This window comes from Streptomyces sp. ISL-100 (assembly GCF_018614615.1).
GTDB lineage: Bacteria > Actinomycetota > Actinomycetes > Streptomycetales > Streptomycetaceae > Streptomyces.
In genome coordinates, this window is record NZ_JAGGOK010000056.1 from 119192 (window position 1) to 139711 (window position 20520).

20 protein-coding genes are annotated in these 20520 nt (G+C 71.2%); 13 read left to right on the plus strand and 7 right to left on the minus strand.

Annotated features, from left to right (window positions below; all coding sequences use genetic code 11):
- Positions 1 to 99: 99 nt before the first annotated feature.
- The 5 genes from pheS to J7E89_RS24690 all read left to right on the plus strand — a co-directional run bounded on the left by pheS (position 100) and on the right by J7E89_RS24690 (position 7228).
- Positions 100 to 1227 (plus strand): phenylalanine--tRNA ligase subunit alpha, encoded by a 1128-nt coding sequence (gene pheS / locus J7E89_RS24670; protein ID WP_214976572.1) that lies wholly within the window; start codon positions 100 to 102, stop codon positions 1225 to 1227.
- Complete coding sequence (gene pheT, locus J7E89_RS24675) at positions 1227 to 3755, plus strand: phenylalanine--tRNA ligase subunit beta (protein ID WP_214976573.1); 2529 nt, start codon at positions 1227 to 1229, stop codon at positions 3753 to 3755. The genes pheS and pheT overlap by 1 nt, the downstream gene beginning before the upstream one ends.
- A gap of 186 nt (positions 3756 to 3941) precedes the next feature.
- Positions 3942 to 5030, plus strand: a complete 1089-nt coding sequence (locus J7E89_RS24680) for a PP2C family protein-serine/threonine phosphatase (RefSeq protein WP_214976574.1) — start codon at positions 3942 to 3944, stop codon at positions 5028 to 5030.
- A 275-nt stretch (positions 5031 to 5305) separates the two neighbouring features.
- The gene (locus tag J7E89_RS24685; RefSeq protein WP_214976575.1) at positions 5306 to 6646 is read left to right on the plus strand and encodes a lipopolysaccharide assembly protein LapB; all 1341 of its coding nucleotides are present in this window, start codon (positions 5306 to 5308) and stop codon (positions 6644 to 6646) included.
- A 51-nt stretch (positions 6647 to 6697) separates the two neighbouring features.
- The gene (locus J7E89_RS24690) at positions 6698 to 7228 is read left to right on the plus strand and encodes an NUDIX hydrolase (protein WP_214976576.1); all 531 of its coding nucleotides are present in this window, start codon (positions 6698 to 6700) and stop codon (positions 7226 to 7228) included.
- Positions 7229 to 7241: 13 nt separating this feature from the next.
- On the opposite strand, the gene J7E89_RS24695 is transcribed toward J7E89_RS24690, so the two are convergent.
- Together J7E89_RS24695 and J7E89_RS24700 are read right to left on the minus strand one after the other, a co-directional pair.
- Entirely contained in the window at positions 7242 to 7499 is a 258-nt protein-coding gene (locus J7E89_RS24695; protein WP_214976577.1) for a hypothetical protein, read from the minus strand.
- A 131-nt stretch (positions 7500 to 7630) separates the two neighbouring features.
- Positions 7631 to 8491 carry a 3-hydroxybutyryl-CoA dehydrogenase gene (locus J7E89_RS24700; RefSeq protein ID WP_214976578.1) on the minus strand — a complete coding sequence of 287 codons (861 nt, stop codon included), beginning with the start codon at positions 8489 to 8491 and terminating at the stop codon, positions 7631 to 7633.
- A 169-nt stretch (positions 8492 to 8660) separates the two neighbouring features.
- Here J7E89_RS24700 and J7E89_RS24705 point away from each other — a divergent pair, with 169 nt between their 5' ends.
- Positions 8661 to 9905, plus strand: a complete 1245-nt coding sequence (locus tag J7E89_RS24705; RefSeq protein WP_214976579.1) for a glycoside hydrolase family 10 protein — start codon at positions 8661 to 8663, stop codon at positions 9903 to 9905.
- Between the two features lie 47 nt (positions 9906 to 9952).
- On the opposite strand, the gene J7E89_RS24710 is transcribed toward J7E89_RS24705, so the two are convergent.
- Together J7E89_RS24710 and J7E89_RS24715 are read right to left on the minus strand one after the other, a co-directional pair.
- Positions 9953 to 10147, minus strand: a complete 195-nt coding sequence (locus J7E89_RS24710; RefSeq protein ID WP_214976580.1) for a DUF1918 domain-containing protein — start codon at positions 10145 to 10147, stop codon at positions 9953 to 9955.
- A gap of 83 nt (positions 10148 to 10230) precedes the next feature.
- Complete coding sequence (locus J7E89_RS24715) at positions 10231 to 11145, minus strand: DMT family transporter (protein ID WP_214976581.1); 915 nt, start codon at positions 11143 to 11145, stop codon at positions 10231 to 10233.
- On the opposite strand from J7E89_RS24715, the gene J7E89_RS24720 reads away from it, so the two are divergent.
- Complete coding sequence (locus J7E89_RS24720) at positions 11144 to 12586, plus strand: PLP-dependent aminotransferase family protein (protein ID WP_214976582.1); 1443 nt, start codon at positions 11144 to 11146, stop codon at positions 12584 to 12586. The genes J7E89_RS24715 and J7E89_RS24720 overlap by 2 nt on opposite strands.
- Positions 12587 to 12720: 134 nt before the next feature.
- Here the strand turns inward: J7E89_RS24720 and J7E89_RS24725 are convergent, their stop codons facing one another.
- From J7E89_RS24725 to J7E89_RS24735, 3 genes are all read right to left on the minus strand, one after another.
- Positions 12721 to 13890 (minus strand): methyltransferase, encoded by a 1170-nt coding sequence (locus J7E89_RS24725; RefSeq protein ID WP_214976583.1) that lies wholly within the window; start codon positions 13888 to 13890, stop codon positions 12721 to 12723.
- 35 nt (positions 13891 to 13925) lie between these two features.
- Positions 13926 to 14708, minus strand: coding sequence for a VOC family protein (locus J7E89_RS24730; RefSeq protein ID WP_214976584.1), 783 nt, complete (start codon positions 14706 to 14708; stop codon positions 13926 to 13928).
- Between the two features lie 104 nt (positions 14709 to 14812).
- Positions 14813 to 14980, minus strand: coding sequence for a hypothetical protein (locus tag J7E89_RS24735; RefSeq protein ID WP_214976585.1), 168 nt, complete (start codon positions 14978 to 14980; stop codon positions 14813 to 14815).
- A gap of 82 nt (positions 14981 to 15062) precedes the next feature.
- On the opposite strand from J7E89_RS24735, the gene J7E89_RS24740 reads away from it, so the two are divergent.
- The 6 genes from J7E89_RS24740 (at position 15063) to argB (ending at position 20518) form a co-directional block, all read left to right on the plus strand.
- Positions 15063 to 15656: a YdeI family protein gene (locus J7E89_RS24740; RefSeq protein ID WP_214976586.1), complete on the plus strand. Its 594-nt coding sequence runs from the start codon at positions 15063 to 15065 to the stop codon at positions 15654 to 15656.
- A 92-nt stretch (positions 15657 to 15748) separates the two neighbouring features.
- Positions 15749 to 16939 carry an MFS transporter gene (locus J7E89_RS24745; protein ID WP_214976587.1) on the plus strand — a complete coding sequence of 397 codons (1191 nt, stop codon included), beginning with the start codon at positions 15749 to 15751 and terminating at the stop codon, positions 16937 to 16939.
- A 63-nt stretch (positions 16940 to 17002) separates the two neighbouring features.
- Complete coding sequence (locus J7E89_RS42440; RefSeq protein WP_374196877.1) at positions 17003 to 17284, plus strand: hypothetical protein; 282 nt, start codon at positions 17003 to 17005, stop codon at positions 17282 to 17284.
- 149 nt (positions 17285 to 17433) lie between these two features.
- A complete protein-coding gene (gene argC, locus J7E89_RS24755; RefSeq protein WP_214976588.1) occupies positions 17434 to 18462 on the plus strand; it encodes an N-acetyl-gamma-glutamyl-phosphate reductase in 1029 nt (342 codons plus the stop codon).
- Positions 18459 to 19613: a bifunctional glutamate N-acetyltransferase/amino-acid acetyltransferase ArgJ gene (gene argJ, locus J7E89_RS24760; protein WP_214976589.1), complete on the plus strand. Its 1155-nt coding sequence runs from the start codon at positions 18459 to 18461 to the stop codon at positions 19611 to 19613. The genes argC and argJ overlap by 4 nt, the downstream gene beginning before the upstream one ends.
- Entirely contained in the window at positions 19610 to 20518 is a 909-nt protein-coding gene (gene argB, locus J7E89_RS24765; protein ID WP_214976590.1) for an acetylglutamate kinase, read from the plus strand. Before argJ ends, argB begins: the two co-directional genes overlap by 4 nt.
- Positions 20519 to 20520: the final 2 nt, after the last annotated feature.

Consider the following 20520-nt stretch of genomic DNA (forward strand, 5'->3'; position numbering starts at 1 on the left):
TTCACCTCTCGCGGCCTTTAGACTCGACCTTTGGCACCTTTGCGTCCTCAGTCGTCGAGCGGGGGCCACGCCACCAGCCAATCGGAAGTACGGGAAGAGATGTCCGCACCCAATAAGTCGTACGACCCTGTTGAGGTCGAGGCGCTGAAACCGGAAGAGATCGAGCGCATGCGGGACGAGGCGCTCGCCGCCTTCGACGCCGCGGCGGATCTCGACGCGCTCACGCACGCGAAGACCGCGCACACCGGCCCCACCTCGCCGCTCTCGCTCGCCAACCGTGAGATCGGCGCCCTGCCGCCGGCCGCCAAGGCCGAGGCCGGCAAGCGCGTCGGCATGGCGCGCGGCGCCGTGAACAAGGCCCTCGCCGCCCGCCTCGCCGCCCTGGAGGCCGAGCGCGACGAGCGCGTACTGGTCGAGGAGGCGGTGGACGTCACGCTGCCGTACGACCGCGTACCGGCCGGCGCCCGGCACCCGCTGACCACGCTGATGGAGCGTGTCGCCGACGTCTTCGTGGCCATGGGCTACGAGGTCGCCGAGGGTCCCGAGGTCGAGGCGGAGTGGTTCAACTTCGACGCCCTCAACTTCGTGCCCGACCACCCGGCGCGCCAGATGCAGGACACCTTCTTCGTCCAGGGTGCCGACGGGTCGAAGAGCGACGAGTCCGGTGTCGTGCTGCGTACGCACACCTCTCCCGTCCAGGCCCGCGCGCTGCTCGACCGGGAGCCGCCCGTGTACGTCGTGTGCCCCGGCCGCGTCTACCGCACGGACGAGCTCGACGCCACGCACACCCCGGTCTTCCACCAGATCGAGCTCCTCGCCATCGACGAGGGCCTCACCATGGCCGACCTCAAGGGCACCCTCGACCACATGGTCCAGGCGCTCTTCGGCGAGGGCATGAAGACCCGGCTGCGCCCGAACTACTTCCCCTTCACCGAGCCGTCCGCCGAGATGGACATGGTCTGCTACGTCTGCCGCGGTGAGTCCGTCGGCAACCCGGACCGTCCCTGCCGCACCTGCGGCAGCGAGGGCTGGATCGAGCTGGGCGGCTGCGGCATGGTCAACCCGAAGGTGCTCGTCGCCTGCGGCGTGGACCCCGCGAAGTACAGCGGATTCGCCTTCGGGTTCGGCATCGAGCGGATGCTCATGTTCCGCCACAACGTAGAAGACATGCGAGACATGGTCGAGGGTGACGTCCGGTTCACTCGGCCCTTCGGGATGGAGATCTGATGCGGGTCCCGCTTTCCTGGCTGCGGGAGTACGTCGATCTCCCCGCCACCGAGACCGGCCGTGACGTACAGGCCAAGCTCGTGTCCGCGGGCCTGGAGGTCGAGACGGTCGAGCAGCTCGGCGCCGGCCTCAAGGGCCCCCTGGTCGTCGGCAAGGTCCTCACCATCGAGGAACTGACGGAGTTCAAGAAGCCCATCCGCTTCTGCACTGTCGACGTCGGCATGGCCAACGGCACCGGTGAGCCGCAGGAGATCGTCTGCGGCGCCCGCAACTTCGCCGTCGGCGACAAGGTCGTCGTGGTCCTGCCCGGCGCCGTCCTGCCCGGCGACTTCGCGATCGCCGCGCGCCAGACGTACGGCAAGACCTCGCACGGCATGATCTGCTCCGGCGACGAGCTCGGCATGGGCGACGACGGCACCAACGGCATCATCGTGCTCCCGCCGGAGTACGAGGTCGGCACCGACGCCATCGAGCTGCTCGAACTCGTCGACGAGGTCCTGGACATCGCGGTCACGCCCGACCGCGGCTACTGCCTCTCCATGCGCGGCGTCGCCCGTGAGGTCGCCACCGCGTACGGGCTGCCGCTGCGCGACCCGGCGCTGCTCGACGTGCCCGCCCCCAACTCGTACGGCTACCTCGTGAAGGTCGCCGATCCGCAGGGCTGCGACCGCTTCACCGCCCGTACGGTCGTCGGCCTGGAGCCCGAGGCCCGCTCCCCGATCTGGCTGCGGCGCAGGCTGCAGAAGGCCGGGATGCGGCCGATCTCGCTCGCGGTCGACGTCACCAACTACGTGATGCTGGAGCTCGGGCAGCCGCTCCACGCGTACGACCGGTCCCGCATCGACGGGCCGATCGGCGTCCGCCGCGCCGAGCCGGGCGAGAAGTTCACGACGCTCGACGGCACCAAGCGCGTCCTCGACGCCGAGGACCTGGTGATCACCGACAACCGTGGCCCCATCGGTCTCGCGGGTGTCATGGGCGGCGCCAACACCGAGATCGCCGACTCCACCACCGACGCCGAGACGGGCCAGGTGCACGGCACCACCGAGGTCGTCATCGAGGCGGCGCACTTCGACGCGCTCTCCATCGCCCGTACGGCGCGCCGGCACAAGCTCTCGTCCGAGGCGTCCAAGCGCTTCGAACGCGGCACCGACCCGCAGACCACCTCCGCGGCCGCCCAGCGGACCGTCGACCTGCTGGTGCTGCTCGCGGGCGGCACCGCCGAGGCCGGCGTCACCGAGGTCATCGCGCCCTCCGCGCCGCGCACGATCTCCATGCCGGCGAACCACCCCGACCGGGTGGCGGGTGTCGACTACGGCCGGGAGACCGTCGTACGACGCCTCCAGGAGGTCGGCTGCGACGCGTACGGGCAGGACGAACTGGTCGTGACCGTGCCGTCCTGGCGCCCCGACCTGGCCTTCCCGAACGACCTGGCCGAAGAGGTCATCCGGCTGGAGGGTTACGAGAACCTGCCCTCCACTCTGCCGACGCCGCCCTCGGGCCGCGGGCTCACCGACCGGCAGCGGCTGCACCGCCGCATCGGCCGTGCGCTGGCAGGCGCCGGTTACGTCGAGGCGCTGAACTACCCGTTCATCGGCGAGGCAGTGCTCGACCAGCTCGGCCTGGCGGCGGACGACGACCGCCGCCGCACGGTCAAGCTCGTCAACCCGCTCTCCGACGAGGAGCCGGCGCTGCGCACCACGCTGCTGCCCGGTCTGCTCGGCGCGCTGCGCCGCAACGACGGCCGCGGCTCGCACGACCTGGCGCTGTTCGAGGCCGGTCTCGTCTTCCGGCCCACGGGTGAAGAGCACAAGGCCGCGCGGCTGCCCGTCGACCGCCGGCCCACCGACGAGGAGATCGCCGGTCTCAACGCCACCCTGCCGCGTCAGCCGCGCCGCGCCGCCGTCGTCCTCGCGGGCGCCCGCGAGCAGGCCGGCTGGTGGGGCAAGGGCCGCCCTGGCAACTGGGCGGACGCCGTCGAGGCCGCTCGTACGCTTGCCCGCGAGGCCGGCGTCGAGCTGATCGTGCGCGCAGACCAGCACGCGCCGTGGCACCCCGGCCGCTGCGCCGCGCTGTACGTCACCGTGAACGGCGAGGAGACCCTCGTCGGGCACGCCGGTGAGCTGCACCCGCGCGTCATCAAGGCGCTCCACCTGCCGGAGCGCACCTGCGCGATGGAGGTCGAGACCGACGTGCTGGAGCAGGCCGGTACCGGACCCCTGAAGGCTCCGCGGATCTCTGCCTTCCCGGTGGCGACCCAGGACGTCGCTCTGGTCGTCGACGAGGGCGTGCCCTCGGTGGACGTCGAGGCGGCGCTGCGCGAAGGCGCCGGTGAACTCCTCGAAGCGCTGCGGCTGTTCGACGTGTTCACGGGTGAGCAGCTCGGTGAGGGCAAGAAGTCGCTCGCGTACGCGCTGCGCTTCCGGGCCGCCGACCGCACGCTGACCGTCGAGGAGGCCACGGCCGCCCGCGACGCCGCCGTCGCGCTCGCCGGCGAGCGCACGGGCGCGGTGCTGCGCGGGGCGTAACACCTGGTGAAGCGGTAGTGCTGAGGGGCGTGTCCGGAGTTACGGATGCGCCCCTCACTCATATGGGTGAGAAGTGAGGTGGGGTACGCGAACAGGTACGGACGGTCGACACAATCATTTCGGCCGACGAGGGCCAGCGTCGTACAGGCAGCGTCGTACAGGGCCAGGGCCTAGGGGGCCGTCGGGATGATCCGTACAAAGACCTGGCGGAGCGTGCGCCGCGCGTGCGTCCCGTACGCGCGGCGCGCCCTCGTCTTCGGGCTGCCCGCCGTCTGGCTCGTCGCCGCGACCGTCTGGGAGCTGACCTGCCCGTTCGCCTCCCACGACGGGATGGCGCCCCGCTTCGTGACCTGCGCCGCGTTCATCGCGCTGGTCGCCTATCTGCTGACGAGCGTCCGGCTCGGCCTCGTAAGGGAGTTGCGCCGGGCCCGTGAGGTCGCGCGCGCCGCCCAGCAGGTGCTGCTGCGGCCGCTGCCGCCCCGGCTCGACGGGCTCGCCCTCGCAGCGGGACAGCTGTCCGCGAGCCGCGGGGCGACGGTCGGCGGTGATCTGTACGAGGCCGTCGCCACCGTGCACGGGGTGCGGGTCGTCATCGGCGACGTACGGGGGCACGGGCTTGCCGCCCTCGGGGCGGTCGCCGCGCTGCTCGGCAGCTTCCGCGAGGCCGCGCACGACGAGGCCGAACTGGCGGGCGTCATGCGGCGGCTGGAGCGGGCGCTGCAACGGCACCTGCGGGAGCGGGCGCGGTCCGAGCACCCGTCGGTGAGCGGCGCGGACCCGGACAATCCGGTGGCCGAGGAATTCGTCACCGTACTGCTGCTGGAAATCCACGAGGACGGCGAGGTACTGGCGCTCAACTGCGGCCACCCGTGGCCCTACCGGCTGCGCAGGACCGCCGAACAACTCGCAGGCGGCGACCCCATGCCGCCGCTCGGCATGTTTCCGCTGCCCGCCGACCTGTCCGCGCACCGCTGTACGCGCCTGCTTCCCGGCGACGCGCTCGTTCTGCACACGGACGGGGCCGAGGACGCCAGGAACGCCGCCGGGGCGTTCTTCTGCCTCCAGCGGGCGCTCACCGAGGCCGCCGCGCTGGGCTCGCCGGTATCGCCGGCCGTGGTGGTGCAGCGCGTGCACACGGCGCTGCTGCGGCACACGGGCGGGCGGCTCGCCGACGACGTCGCTCTGCTGGTCGTGCGCAACGACCGCAGGCGAATGCCGGCGCAGCCCGGGGATCAGGGGCTGCGCCGCTCGCGCGCGGAATCCTCCAATCGGTGACCGGCCGTCGCTCCGGCACCCGCCGGCACGGCTCCGTCCGCCCTGCCGCGGAGTGTCGGGCAGACCGGCAGGGCGGACGGTGCAGGATCGGGCCGCCGCACTGTACGAGGGGGAGCCGGCGGCCCGGCCGCCTCTTTTAGGAGGCGCCTCAGAGTCAATCGGATGCGGGGTGTGGTGCGGCAGAGCGCGCGGGGCACGAACGCGGGCACTTGGTTCACACCCCGTGTGAAAGCAGCCCTACTACGATTGGCCGCACCGAGCCACCGGAGAGGCCCATGCAGCCGAATACTCTGCTCGACGCCCTGCTCGACGAGGCGGGCATCTCCAACGCCGGCCTCGCCGCCCATGTGAACCAGGCGGGCAGCGCGAGAGATCTGGCGCTGAGATACGAACACACCGCCGTCGCACGGTGGTTGAAGGGCCAGCGTCCTCGCGGCCAGGTGCCCGACCTGATCTGCGAGGTCCTCGCGGCCCGGCTGCACCGGCCGATAACGCTGGACGACATCGGGTTCGGCATGCCGGGCGAAGAAGCCATGCCGCACGGCTCCCCGCTGACCGGCTTCGTGGAGCGGGCCACCGCGCTGTGGCGTTCCGACGAGCAGCAGCGGCCCCACATCCTCGGCGCACCGGCGGTGACCGGGACTCCGGCGGTGATGCCCGTATGGGAGTGGGAGAACCCGCCGGAGGACGCGGACGTCTCGCGCAAGGGACAGACACGCGTCAGCGTCGCCGACATACAGATGCTGCGCGCGGCGAGAGCGCACTACGAGCTGATGTACCGCAAGGCCGGCGGCATCGCGACCCGGTCGCGCATCGTGGGCTTCCTCAACGCCGAGACCGCGCCTTTGCTGAGGGGCAGTTACTCCAATGCCATGGGGCGCCACCTGCACCGTGCCACGGGCGGGCTGGTGGCGGTGGCCGGCATCTGCGCGTACGACTCGGACGCGCAGGGACTCGCTCAGCGGTACTTCCACCAGGCCCTGCGGCTCGCGAAGGCCAGCGGGGACCGGGGACTTGGCGCGTACATCATCGCGCTGCTCGTCAACCAGTCGCTGTTCATGGCCGAATACCGCCAGGCGGTGGCCTTCGCGGAGGCGGCGCTGCGCACGGCGGGCAAGCAGATCACGCCGGCGCTGGCCGCCGATCTGCACGCGATGCAGGCCAAGGCGTACGCCCATCTCGGCGACGGCAAGGGCGCGTTGTCGTGCATCCGGCGTGCGGAGAGCGAGGCCGAGTGCATCAGGCCGGGCAGCGAACCGGACGAGACCGGCTACGTCCAGCCGGGCCTGGTGAACGTACAGGTGGCCGAGGCGCTGCTGAGCCTGGGTGATCTGCCCGCCGCGCGCGAGCACGCTGACGCGGCGGTCGGTTCTCCCGCGCACGACAGGGGCCGGGTGCACCGGCTCGCCATGCTCACCCACATCGAGCTGCGCCAGGGCAAGGCCGACCGGGCGGTGGAGATCGCGACGGAGATGGCGCAGCGGGCCCAGGGGATGGAGTCGCAGCGGCTGCGCGACCGGTTGCGGGCGGTGCGCGAGCACCTGGTGGGAAGCGGGTGCTCCGGCGCCGAAGAGGCGGCCGAACTGATCGACGGGGCACTGCGCGTTCCGCTGTGACCGTGATCCTGCTGCGATGTTGCCATCTACTTGTCGGAAGGTGGCAAAACAGTGCAGTGGACGAACTTAAGCGAACAGACTGTGTACAAGAACCGTTGGTTCCGGATCAACCTCGCGGACGTCGAACTCCCCGACGGCCGGCACCTCGACCACTTCGTCATACGGCTGCGTCCGGTGGCCGTGGCGACGGCGGTCAACGAGGCCAACGAGGTGCTGTTGCTCTGGAGGCACCGCTTCATCACCGACAGCTGGGGCTGGGAACTCGCCGCCGGAGTCGTCGAGGACGGCGAGGACGTCGAGACCGCCGCGGCGCGTGAGATGGAGGAGGAGACCGGCTGGCGGCCCGGGCCGCTGCGCCATCTCCTCACCGTCGAGCCGTCCAACGGCCTCACCGACGCCCGGCACCACCTCTACTGGGCCGAGGAGGCGACGTACACCGGCCATCCCGAGGACGACTTCGAGTCGTCGCGGCGCGAGTGGGTCCCGCTCAAACTCGTCCCCGACATGGTGGCCCGGGGCGAAGTCCCGGCCGCCAACATGGCGGCCGGGCTGCTGATGCTTCACCACCTGCGCCTCGGCTAGAGCGCCCGCGTCCCTAGCGGCCCAGGGCCTGCCAGAGGGCCACCGCGAGAGCTCCCGCCGCGGTGAGTGCCGAGATGGTGGGCAGGGGCCAGCGGTGGTGCTCCAGGGCCGTCACACGCGCGGCCAGGTCGGCCAGGTCGCTGTCGGCCTGGTCGCCCCGGTGGGCCAGCAGCGCCAGATTTCCGTCGATCCTGGTGAGCCCCACGTCGAGGCGGCGACGTAACTCGGCGTACTCCTCGACGACCACGGTTTGATCGGTGTCGATACTCACGGCTCGCTCCTTCTTCCGACAGGGCCGTCCGGCGGCCCTGTGCATGTGGCACAGAGCCAACTCGCCCTGTGCCCATGGCGGGAGCGTGTGTGCGGGGCATATGCGTGTACGCCCCGCACACTCCGTGCGAATCAGGAGTAGGGGTAGAAGCCGGAGCCCGTCTTGCGCCCGAGCCTGCCCGCGTCCACCATGCGCTGGAGCAGCGGCGGAGCGGCGTACAGCGGCTCCTTGAACTCGGCGTACATCGAGTCGGCGACCGAGGCGACCGTGTCCAGGCCGATGAGGTCCGCCAGCTTGAGCGGGCCCATCGGGTGGGCGCAGCCCAGCTCCATGCCGTTGTCGATGTCCTCGCGGCTCGCGATGCCCGACTCGAACATCCGGATCGCCGAGAGGAGGTACGGGATGAGGAGCGCGTTGACCACGAAGCCCGAGCGGTCCTGGGCGCGGATCGGGTGCTTGCCGAGCACGTTCTGCACCACTGCCTCGGCGCGCTTGACCGTCTCCTCGGAGGTGGTCAGGGCCGGGATCAGCTCGACGAGCTTCTGCACCGGGGCCGGGTTGAAGAAGTGGATGCCGATGACCTGGTCCGGGCGGGAGGTCGCGACGGCCAGCTTCACCAGCGGGATCGAGGAGGTGTTGGAGGCGAGAATCGCGTCCGGCCGGGTCACCACCTGGTCGAGGACCTGGAAGATCTCGGTCTTGATCGACTCGTTCTCGACGACTGCTTCGATGACGAGGTCGCGGTCCGCGAACTCGCCGAGGTCGGTCGTGAAGCTGAGGCGGCCGAGCGTCTCGTCGCGCTCCGCCTCGGTGATCTTGCCGCGCTCGGCGGCCTTCGAGAGGGAGTTGTAGAGCCGGGTGCGGCCGATCTCCAGGGCCTCGCCCGTGGTCTCGGCGACCTTCACCTCGAGGCCGCTGCGGGCACACACCTCGGCAATGCCTGCGCCCATCTGGCCGCAGCCCACTACTCCGACGCGCTGCACATCCGCCATGGAGTCCGTCACATCGTGCCTTTCGCTGATCAACAGTTCGGCAGGCCCCGGCCCTGCCGGTGCCCGCCTCGGCCCCCGACGTTACTCCGGACCCACGTGTGCGTGACGGGCCGGGGCGGGCATGCTCTGCGGATACGACGGGACGTATGCACCTAGTAAGGGGCGACATATGGGTCACATCGGTCGAAGAGGGTTGTTGGCGGCAGCGGTCGGGGTGCTGCCCATGCTCGCCGTCACCGGGGACGCGGCAGCCGCCGCCCCCGACCGGCGCCGGGCGCCGAAGCCCGAGCTCCGGGGGATGTGGCTGGCGAGCGTCGCCAACCGCGACTGGCCCTCCAGGGCCGGCCTGACCGCCGACGAGCAGAAGGCCGAGCTGCTGGCCCATCTGGACACGGCGGTACGGCGCAGGCTGAACGCGGTGATGTTTCAGGTACGGCCGACCGCCGACGCCCTGTGGCCTTCGCCGTACGAGCCCTGGTCGCAGTACCTCACCGGCGTACAGGGCAAGGATCCGGGCTGGGACCCGCTGGGGACGGCGGTGGAGGAGGCGCACCGGCGGGATCTTGAGCTGCACGCGTGGTTCAACCCGTACCGGGTCGCCAATCACACGGATCCGTCGCTGCTGGTCGCCTCGCATCCGGCGCGCGTGCACCCGGAGTGGGTCCTGCCGTACGGCGGGAAGCTCTACTACAACCCGGGGCTGCCGGAGGTCAGGAGCTTCGTGCAGGACGCGATGATGGACGCCGTACAGCGCTACGACATCGACGCCGTGCACTGGGACGACTACTTCTACCCGTATCCGGTCGCCGGGCAGGTCTTCAACGACGACGAGGCGTACGCGCGCCACGGCGCAGGCTTCCCGGACCGGGCCGCCTGGCGGCGTGACAACACCGACCGGCTGGTGAGCGAGATGGCCGCCCGGATCAAGGCGGTCAAGAAGGACAAGAAGGTCCGCTTCGGGATCAGCCCCTTCGGGGTCTGGCGCAATGCCGCGACCGACCCGCTCGGCTCACAGACCCGGGCCGGGGTGCAGACGTACGACGATCTGCACGCCGACACCCGGAAGTGGGTGAAGGAGGGCTGGATCGACTACATCGTGCCGCAGCTCTACTGGAACATCGGTTTCGCGGCGGCCGACTACGCCACGCTGCTGCCCTGGTGGGCCGACGTCGCACGCGGCACGAGCGTCCACCTGTACGCGGGCGAGGCCCTCTACAAGGCCGGTGACCCGGCGCAGCCCGAGGCCTGGCAGGATCCGGCGGAACTCTCGCGCCATCTCACGCTCGGCAAGAGTTACGCAGAGGTGCGGGGCCATGTCTTCTTCTCGGCGAAGGAAGTCGCGGCGGACCGCATCGGGGCGATGGACCGGGTAGTGGCGGACCACTACCCGGACAGAGTAAAACCGCCCAACTGACGCGGCGGCCGGTTGCCTGCCGCCGCGGGGATTCCGGGATTCGGGGGTTATTCCGTCGGACTCTTGTGCCGTACGACGGAGTCCGGACCCGGCGACACCAGCGCCTCGTGTCCGTCGTCGAAGCGGACACGGTACGGCGGGTTGCCCTCGGACCCCAGCACCTCGACGATCTTCGCGACCTTGTCCTCGTGACCCACGGTCCTGCCGTGAACCAGCAGCTGGTCGCCCACGCTCGCTTGCATCGGGACTGCCCTTCTCGAGGCCGACTCTAGGTAAGGCCAGTCTATGACCGGGGGCGGGAGTTGGCGCTTCGCTGCTGCGCCGTTCAGGTCCGCGCGCGCTGGGTGACCGCGATGCAGACGAGTACGCCGACGGCCGCGAGGGGGGCGGCGGGCGACAGGTGCTCGCCTAGGAGGGCGACCGACCAGAACAGGGTCAGCAGCGGCTGGGCCAGCTGGATCTGGCTGGCCTTGGACACGCCGATCTCCGCCATGCCCCGGTACCAGACGACCAGGCCCAGGAACTGCGAGCCGATCGCCACCCACAGGAGCCCCGCGACGCTGTGCGCCGTGAAGTGCACCGGCTCGAAGGCCAGCGCCACGGCCGCCACCGGTACGGCGAGCGGCAGGCACAGGACCAGCGCCCAGCCGATGACCTGCCAGCCGGCCATCTCGCGCGCCAGCCTGCCGCCCTCGGTGTAGCCGGCGGCGCACACCAGCAGGGCGCCGAAGAGGTACAGATCGCCGGTGGACAGCGCACCGCCGCTCTCGCGCACCGTGAAGGCGATCACCACGGCGGCGCCGGCGAGGGCCGCCAGCCAGAACGCGCGCGAGGGGCGGGCTCCGGTGCGCAGCGCCGACATGGCGGCGGTGGTCAGCGGCAGCAGCCCGACCACCACGGCGGCGTGCGAAGTGGTGGACGTCTGGAGAGCGAGCGTGGTCAGCATCGGGAAGCCGAGGACCACGCCGCCGCCGACCACGGCGAGACCGGCCCAGTGGCGGCGGGCCGGTACGGGTATCCGCAGGGCGAGCAGGGCGGAGCCGGCGACCAGGGCGGCGAGGACGCTGCGTACCGCTACGAGCGACCAGGGGCCGAAACCTTCGAGACCCCAGGCGGTGGCCGGGAAGGTGAGCGAGAAGGCGACGACACCGAGCGCGGCGAGAAGCGTTCCGCTGCGGGTCGCTCCGGTAGTGCCTACTGCTACTGCCGTGGTGCCGATAGCGCTATTCTGTACTGTCATGCATGAGCGTAGCAGCGTCGCGGAACTGGCCGAATCCCTCAGGCGGGAACTCAACCACTACTCCCCGGGTGGAAAGCTCCCGTCGAGCCGGGTGCTCGTGGACCGCTACCGGGTGAGCCCCGTGACGGTCGCGCGGGCCCTCGCACAGCTCGCCGCCGAGGGCCTGGTGGTCACCCGGCCCGGCGCGGGCGCGTTCCGTACGCAGCCGCGTACGGACACGGCGGCGCCCGGCGACACCTCCTGGCAGGAGGTCGCGCTCAGCGCCGACGCCACGAGCGAGCTCGTACCGCGCTCGGTCGACGCTTCCGGCGTCCTGGTCACCCTCGCCGCCCCGCCGCCCGGCGTCATCGAGTTCAACAGCGGCTACCTCCACGCCTCCCTCCAGCCGGAGCGCGCGATGGCAGCCGCCCTGGCACGGGCCGGCCGGCGACCCGGCGCCTGGGGCAGGCCTCCCATCGACGGCATCTTCGAGCTGCGCGAATGGTTCGCCCGGGGAATCGGTGGAGCCATCACGGCCGCCGAAGTCCTGGTGGCCGCCGGCGGCCAGAGCGCGCTGACGACCGCCCTGCGCGCGCTGGCCCCGCCCGGTGCACCGGTGCTGGTCGAGTCGCCGACGTATCCGGGCATGCTGGCGATCGCCCGCGCGGCGGGACTGCGTCCGGTACCCGTACCGGTCGACTCGGACGGCGTACGCCCCGAACTCCTCGCCGCGGCCTTCAACGCCACCGGCGCGCGCGTCTTCGTCTGCCAGCCGCTCTTCCAGAACCCGACCGGGGCGGTGCTCTCGGCGGAGCGCCGCCTCGAGGTGCTGCGCATCGCGCGGGAGGCCGGGGCTTTCGTGATCGAGGACGACTTCGTACGGCGGCTCGTCCACGACGACGCGGGGCCGCTGCCCCGGCCGCTCGCCACGGACGACCACGACGGCGTGGTCGTGCACGTCTGTTCACTGACCAAGGCGACCTCGCCCAGCTTCCGGGTGTGCGCGCTGGCGGCGCGCGGGCCCGTGCTGGAGCGGCTTCGGGCCATCCAGGTCGTCGAGAGCTTCTTCGTGCCGCGGCCCCTCCAGGAGGCGGCTGTCGAGCTGGTCGGCTCCCCGGCGTGGCCGCGCCACCTGCGCACGGTCGCGGCGGAGTTGAGGGGCCGCCGCGACACCCTGGCCGCCGCGCTGCGCCTCGACCTCCCCCAACTCGCCCTCCCGCACATCCCGGCGGGCGGCTACAACCTGTGGCTGCGCCTGCCGGACGGCGCGGACGAGAGCGCGGTGGTCTCGGCGGCGCTCCGGGCGGGGGTCGCGATCGCGCCGGGGCGGCCGTACTTCAGTGCGGAGCCGAGCGCGGGGCACGTCCGGCTGAGCTTTGCCGGGGTGGCGGGTCCCGCGGAGATCAACGAGGGCGTACGGCGGCTGCGGGGCGCGTGCGAGGGGCTGCTGGCGGGCGGGTAGGCCCTGCGGGGGTGCGACCTGGGACGCTGCCCCAGACCCCGCTCCTCAAACGCCGGAGCGGCTGGACGGGTGCGGCGGCATCCAGCCGCGCGCGGCAAAAAACCAGCCCGTCCGGGACAAGCCCCGCGCAGCGGCTACCGCCTGACCGCTCGCAGGACCACGAACTTCGGGTCGCTCGCCACCAGTTCGCTGTTGCCGAAGATCCGCCGCAGCATCACGTGATAGCCAAGGTGCCGGTTCCCGATAACCCACAGCTCTCCACCGGGCCGCAGCGCATCCCGCGCCCCGCCGAACATCCGCCGCGCCGTCGCGTCCGTCGTCGCCTGATGGCTGTGGAACGGCGGATTGTTCAGCACGAGATCCACCGTCCCCTCCGGCACGACCGACAGACCGTCGCCCACCAGAAACTCCGCCTTGCGGTCCGCCCCGGCATTCGCCCGGAACGTGGCCTCCGCGGATGCCACCGCCTGGAACGACTCGTCGGTGAACACAACCTCCGCCTCCGGATTGGCGAGCGCAGCCGCCAACCCCACCACACCGTTTCCGCAGCCCAGGTCCACGACACGCTCCGCGCCACGGCGCCGGGGGAGGTGGCGCAGGAAGAATCGCGTGCCGATGTCGAGTCGCTCGGCGCAGAAGATGCCCGCGTGGTTGGTGACCGTAAGACCGGACACCACACCGACATCGGACGGCAGCGCATAGCTGTGCGGCCACGGGTCGCTGCCCCGGGCGAGCCCCGGGTCCGGCGTACAGAAGATGAGCCGGGCCTTCTTCGCCGCCAGTGACGTCCGCGTCGTACCGAGGATCCGCTCGAACAGCCTGAGGGTCGAGGTGTGGATCTCCTTGACCATCCCCGTGCCGACGACAACCGTGCCCGCGTGGACGTGCGGAGCGAGCCGGTGCAGCTGGTCCTCAAGGAGCGCGAGGCTCTTCGGCACCCTGATCAGCAGTACGTCGATCCGCTCCGGCGGGGCCTCCCGGGTGGAGAGCAGACGTACCGCCGACGCGTCGATCCCGTTGCGCTCCAGGTTCACCCGGGTCGCCTGCTGGGTGAGGAACGAGTCGGTGATCTGCGTGGGACGGCACGCGGCGAGCGCGGTGGCCAGGGCGCCCCAGCGGTCGCCCACCACGACGACGGTGCCGGACAGGTCCGCGCGAGGAGCGTCGCCGGTTCCGTCGCCGGCTCCTTCAAGATGCCGCAGCAGATACTCGTCCGCCGCGTCCCAGGCGCGCAGCCTGTCGCGAGGGTCCTCGGGGAAGCGAACGAGGTCGTACTCGCCCAGTGACGTCGTCAAATGGTTCATTGTGCCCTCAGGCTAGCCGAGCGCCCGTCCGCGCCTCACTCCCGCTGGGACGGCGGCCTGGCGATCACACTGAAGGCGGTGCCGAACGGATCGGTGATCTCCGCGTACCGGCCGTACGGGGAGTCCGCCGGTTCGCCGGCCGCGCCTCCCGAGGCGACCGCACGCTCCGCCACCGCGTCGGTGTCCGCGACCTCGAAGGTGGTCTGCCAGGCGGAGGCGGCGGCGGTGGGGTCGCCGAAGATGCCGCCGATCTCGTGACCGTCGGGCCGGCGCAGGAAGGTGAAGTCGAAGCCGGGGAGGTGTTCGTTGCCGTCGAGGGTGAGGCCGAAGAGCGCGGTGTAGAAGTCCCGCGCGCGGCCGGGGTCGGGCGTACTCAGATCGTTGCGGACCAGTGAGCCGGGTTCGTTCACGATCCGGCAGCCGGGGTGAGTGCGTCCCTGCCAGAGTCCGAACCGGGCACCTACGGGGTCCAGGGCGAGAGCCACGCGCCCCCGGTCCGCGATGTCGACCGGAGCCTGCGTCAGGGTGCCGCCCGCGTCCACGACGCGCTTGGCGGTGGCGTCGCAGTCCTGGGTGGCGAAGTACACGCACCAGAAGCCGGGGGCCGGATCTCGCGCGGAGACGAGCTGGAAGCCGGCCACGGCCCGGCCGCGCAGCAGACATGTCGTGTAGCCGCCGGTCTCGGTGGTGGGGGCGGCTGTCTCGAAGTCCCAGCCGAACAGCGCGCGGTAGAACTCCGTCGCGCGGTCCAGGTCAGGGACGTCGAGGTCGATCCAAGTGGGGGTGGAGTCAGGCTGGTTGCTGTCGACGAGGCTCATCGCTGCTCCTGCTTTCCGGGGCTGGTACGCCGAGGCTAGGCCGGGTATAGGACAGCTTCTGGCCTAGACGCGGCGGCTGGTCGCCGGCCCGGTGGCGCCGCGGATCAAGTGGACAGCGAGAAGGCGGCGACGAAGAAGGCCACGTAGAGCACCAGGGCCGCGACCGCCCCGCCGACCACCACGAGGACGACCTTCATCACTGTCTCTATGGGCCGACGGGCAGGGCGGGCGGGGAACGCGGGAACTTCGGGAGACCGCTCGTGCTCACTCATGGAGCCCATTGTCTTGATCGCGGTGGCGGTCCCGCAATCCGTAGAAGTACTCATGTCCTGAGCGGGCGTTAGCCTGACCCGCATGGACGAGCTCGACGGAGTGGAGATCATCGCCTTCGCGGACGCCCAGGCGTTCGAGAGCTGGCTGGCCGGGCATCACACGCTCCACGAGGGTGTGTGGGTCAAGGTCGCCAAGAAGAAGTCCGGCATCGCGACGGTCACCGACGACGAGCTGGTCGACATCGGTCTGTGCTACGGCTGGATCTCCGGGCAACGCCGGTCTCTCGACGAGCAGTACTACCTGCAGAAGTACGTGCCACGTCGGCCCAGAAGCCTGTGGTCGCGGGTGAACGTGGACAAGGTCGCGATGCTGACGGCCACGGGGCGGATGCGCGAACCCGGGCTGGCCGAGGTGCGCAGGGCGCAGGAGGACGGGCGTTGGGCGGCGGCATACGAGTCGCAGAAGACGGCAACGGTGCCGCCCGACCTCGCGGCGGCGCTCGATGCGAACCCTGAGGCCAAGAAGGCGTTCGAGGCGCTCGACAAGACCGGGCGCTACCAGGTGATCCTGCCGTTGCTTCAGGCGCGCACGCCGCAGACCAGGCAGATTCGGCTCCAAAGAGCCCTGCACCTGCTGGTGAACGGTGAGGACGAGGGCAACCGCCGCGACCTGTGAGGCGGAGCGCGCGACGGCTTCTCGGGGTCGTACGTGGCGCGTCGGGCACGCCCGCCCGGTGCGGGGCGGCTCGCGGGGTTACCGTCGGCGGCATGGACGGTGATCGCCGGGGGTGGCGGCAGTGTTTGCTCGGCGGGGCGGTGTTCGCCGTGTGCATGGCCGGCACCACGCTGCCGACCCCCCTCTACGGCCTCTACCAGGAGAAGTTCGGGTTTTCCGAGCTGATGGTGACCGTCGTGTACGCCGTGTACGCCTTCGGGGTCATCGGCGTGCTGCTCCTGGCGGGCAACGCCTCGGACGCCGTGGGCAGGCGGCCGGTGCTGCTGGCGGGCCTGGGATGCGCGGCCGCCAGCGCCGTCTGCTTCCTGAGTGCCGACGGGCTGGACTGGCTGTATGCCGGGCGGCTGCTGTCGGGGCTGTCCGCCGGCCTGTTCACCGGGGCAGCCACGGTGTACGTGATCGAGTCGGCGCCGTACGGCGGCATCTCCCGGGCCACGTTCGTGGCGACCGCCGCCAACATGGGCGGGCTGGGCTGCGGTCCGCTGCTCGCCGGAGTGCTCGCGCAGTACGCCGCCTGGCCGCTGTATCTGCCGTTCGCCGTACACCTCGCACTGGTGGCCGGCTCGGCCGCCGTCCTGCTGTGGCTGTCGGAGACCGTACGCGAGCGGCGGCCGCTGAGCACTGTACGGCCGCAGCGGCCCGGCCTGCCCTCGCAGGTGCGGGCGGTGTTCGCGCCGGCCGCGATCGCCTCGTTCGTGGGATTCGCACTGTTCGGGGTGTTCACGTCGGTCAGTCCGGCGTTCCTCGCGCAGTCCCTGGACGTGCACAATCACGCCGTGAGCGGGCTGGTCGTCGCGCTGGCCTTCTTCGCCTCGACCGCGGGGCAGCTGGCGGTCGGCCGGGTCGGGGTGGGGCGATCGCTGCCGCTGGGCTGCACCGGGCTCCTGGCCGGGCTGGCGCTGCTCGCGGGCGCGCTGCGGTGGGATCTGCTGCCGCTGGTGGTGCTGAGCGCGCTCGTCGGCGGGGGCGGGCAGGGGCTGGCCTTTCGCGGGGCGCTGTCCGCGGTGGCCGAGGCGTCGCCCCCGGACCGTCGCGCGTCAGTGGTCTCGACGCTGTTCGTGGTGGCGTACGCGGGTATCTCGGTGCCGGTGATCGGGGTGGGAGTACTGGCGGGTCCGATCGGCCTGGAGGGTGCGGGGCTGGTGTTCATCGCGTGCATGGCCGCCCTGGTCTCGACCGCGGCCGTCTACCTGCTCCGGCGGCCGGTACGGGCGAGAGTGTGAGCACGTGCGGACGCCGTTACCCGCACGGCGCCCGCACGCGGGCCGCGACCGAGAAGCGGTCAGGTGGCCCATGCGCCCTGTGCGGCGGCGCTGTGGGCACAGTCGGAGAAGTCCCGGGGCCGCCCGGCCGAGTACCTGCCGTACATCGTCGGTGAGCCGGGCCAGGCTGCCGGAACGTACCTGCTCGTACGGGCCGACCAGCACCCGCACCCATTCTTCGGGCACGCCCTGCGCGCGCTGTTCGTCCGCGTACGCTGGACCGTTGAAGCACTGGCAGCGAAGACGGGCGTGTCCCGGGCGGCGTTGGCCCGGCGTTTCACCGCCCTCGTCGGCAGCCCCCGATGACCTACCTGTGCGAGCAGCGCCTCGCCACCCGGCGCACCGCTTTCAAGAAGGCACGCGGCATCAGCCCGGGCGAACACCGGGCAGTCGCGGGCATCGTTGCATAAAACTGCGGTGGTGCGTATAGTCATGCCATCGACGAGGAGGACTCGATGGTGGTACGTGCAGCAGTCGCAGGGGCGAGTGGATACGCGGGCGGGGAATTGCTCCGTCTGCTCCTCGCCCACCCCGGCGTGGAGATCGGCGCCCTGACCGGCCATTCCAACGCCGGGCAGCGACTGGGCTCTCTCCAGCCGCATCTGCTGCCGCTGGCCGGCCGCGTGCTGGAGCCGACCACCGCCGAGGTGCTGGCCGGGCACGATGTCGTGTTCCTGGCGCTCCCGCACGGCCAGTCCGCCGCCGTGGCCGAGCAGCTCGGCGACGACGTGCTCGTCGTCGACATGGGCGCCGACTTCCGGCTCCAGAACGCGGCCGACTGGGACCGGTTCTACGGTTCGCCCCACGCCGGGACCTGGCCGTACGGCCTCCCTGAGCTCCCCGGCGCCCGCGCCGCGCTCGAAGGCTCCAAGCGCATCGCGGTGCCGGGCTGCTACCCGACCGCCGTCTCGCTCGCGCTCTTCCCGGCGTACGCCGCCCGGCTCGCGGAGCCCGACGCCGTGATCGTCGCCGCGACCGGTACCTCCGGCGCGGGCAAGGCGCTCAAGCCGCATCTGCTCGGCAGCGAGGTGATGGGCTCCATGTCGCCGTACGGCGTCGGCGGCGGCCACCGCCACACCCCCGAGATGATCCAGAACCTCAGCGCCGCCGCCGGGGAGCGCGTCACCGTCTCCTTCACGCCCACGCTGGCGCCCATGTCCCGCGGCATCCTCGCCACCTGCAGCGCGAAGGCGAAGCCTGGCGCGACGGCGGCGAGTGTGCGGGAAGCTTATGAGAAGGCGTACGCCGACGAGCCGTTCGTACACCTCCTCCCGGAGGGGCAGTGGCCCGCGACCGCCTCCGTGTACGGCTCCAACGCCGTCCAGATCCAGGTCGCGTACGACGAAAGCGCCGGCCGCGTCATCGTGATCAGCGCCATCGACAACCTCACCAAGGGCACCGCCGGCGGCGCGGTGCAGAGTATGAACATCGCCCTCGGACTCCCCGAGGACACAGGTCTTTCCACGACAGGAGTGGCACCGTGAGCGTCACGGCACCGAAGGGATTCACCGCGGCGGGCATCGCCGCGGGGATCAAGGACAGCGGCAACCCCGACCTGGCCCTCGTGGTCAACAACGGGCCCCGCCTGGCCGCCGCGGGCGTCTTCACCTCCAACCGCGTGAAGGCCGCGCCGGTCCTGTGGTCCGAGCAGGTCGTCAAGGGCGGCCGGATCTCGGCCGTCGTCCTCAACTCCGGCGGCGCCAACGCCTGTACGGGCCCCAAGGGCTTCCAGGACGCCCACGCCACCGCCGAGAAGGCCGCGCAGGTGTTGGAGGGCCACAGCGCCGGTGAGATCGCCATCGCCTCCACCGGCCTCATCGGCATCAACCTCCCCATGGACAAGCTCCTGCCGGGCATCGAGAAGGCCGCCGCCGAGCTCTCCGCGCACGGCGGCGAGAAGGCCGCCATCGCCATCAAGACCACCGACACCGTCCACAAGACGGCCGTCGCGGGCGACGAGGGCTGGACCGTCGGCGGCATGGCCAAGGGCGCGGGCATGCTCGCACCCGGCCTCGCCACCATGCTCGTCGTGCTGACCACCGACGCCGATGTCGAAGCCGACGTCCTCGACAAGGCGCTGCGCGACGCCACCCGCCTCACCTTCGACCGCGTCGACTCCGACGGCTGCATGTCGACCAACGACACCGTGCTGCTGCTGGCCTCCGGCGCGTCCGGAGTGACGCCCGGATACGACGAGTTCGCCGCCGCCGTACGCACCGTCTGCGACGACCTCGCCCGCCAGCTCATCGGCGACGCCGAGGGGGCCAGCAAGGACATCCGCATCGAGGTCATCAACGCCGCGACCGAGGACGACGCCGTCGAGGTGGGCCGCTCCATCGCCCGCAACAACCTCCTCAAGTGCGCCATCCACGGCGAGGACCCAAACTGGGGACGGGTGCTGTCGGCGATCGGCACCACGCGGGCCACCTTCGAGCCCGACGAGCTCAACGTCGCCATCAACGGGGTCTGGGTCTGCCGCAACGGCAGTGTCGGTGACGACCGCGACCTCGTCGACATGCGCTACCGCGAGGTCAAGATCACCGCGGACCTGGCCGCCGGCAGCGAGTCGGCCGTCATCTGGGCCAACGACCTCACCGCGGATTACGTCCACGAGAACAGCGCGTACAGCTCATGAGCACTCGCAAGCACACCGCACTGCCCAAGGCGCAGATCCTCGTCGAGGCGCTGCCCTGGCTCACGCGCCACCACGGCCGGACCGTCGTCATCAAGTTCGGCGGCAACGCCATGATCGACGAGGACCTGAAAGCCGCCTTCGCGCAAGATGTCGTCTTCCTGCGGCACGCCGGCCTCAAGCCGGTCGTCGTGCACGGCGGCGGCCCGCAGATCAGCGCGCAGCTCGACCGCCACGGCCTGGTGAGCGAGTTCAAGGCCGGGCTGCGGGTCACCACGCCCGAGGCCATGGACGTCGTACGCATGGTCCTGGCCGGCCAGGTCCAGCGCGAGCTCGTCGGGCTGCTCAACCAGCACGGCCCGCTCGCCGTCGGCATGACCGGCGAGGACGCGCACACCATCACCGCCACCCAGCACTACCCGCGGATCGACGGCGAGTCCGTCGACATCGGGCGGGTCGGCGAGATCACCGCCATCGACACCGGCGCCATCCAGGCCCTGCTCGACGACGGACGTATCCCGGTCGTCTCGTCCATCGCCCGCAGCGCCGACGACCACCACGTGTTCAACGTCAACGCCGACACGGCGGCAGCCGCGCTCGCCGCCGCGCTCGGGGCGGAGACGCTGATGGTGCTGACCGACGTAGAGGGCCTTTACGAAGACTGGCCGAACAGCGACGAAGTGATCAGCCGGCTCACCGCCAGGGAGCTGGAGAAGCTGCTGCCCGAGCTCTCCAGCGGCATGGTCCCCAAGATGGAGGGCTGCCTGCACGCCGTACGCAACGGGGTCAACACGGCCCGCGTCATCGACGGCCGCGTGCAGCACTCGATCCTGCTGGAGATCTTCACCGACGAGGGCATCGGCACGATGGTCGTGCCCGACGAGCACGAAGGGGGAACGGCGAAGTGACC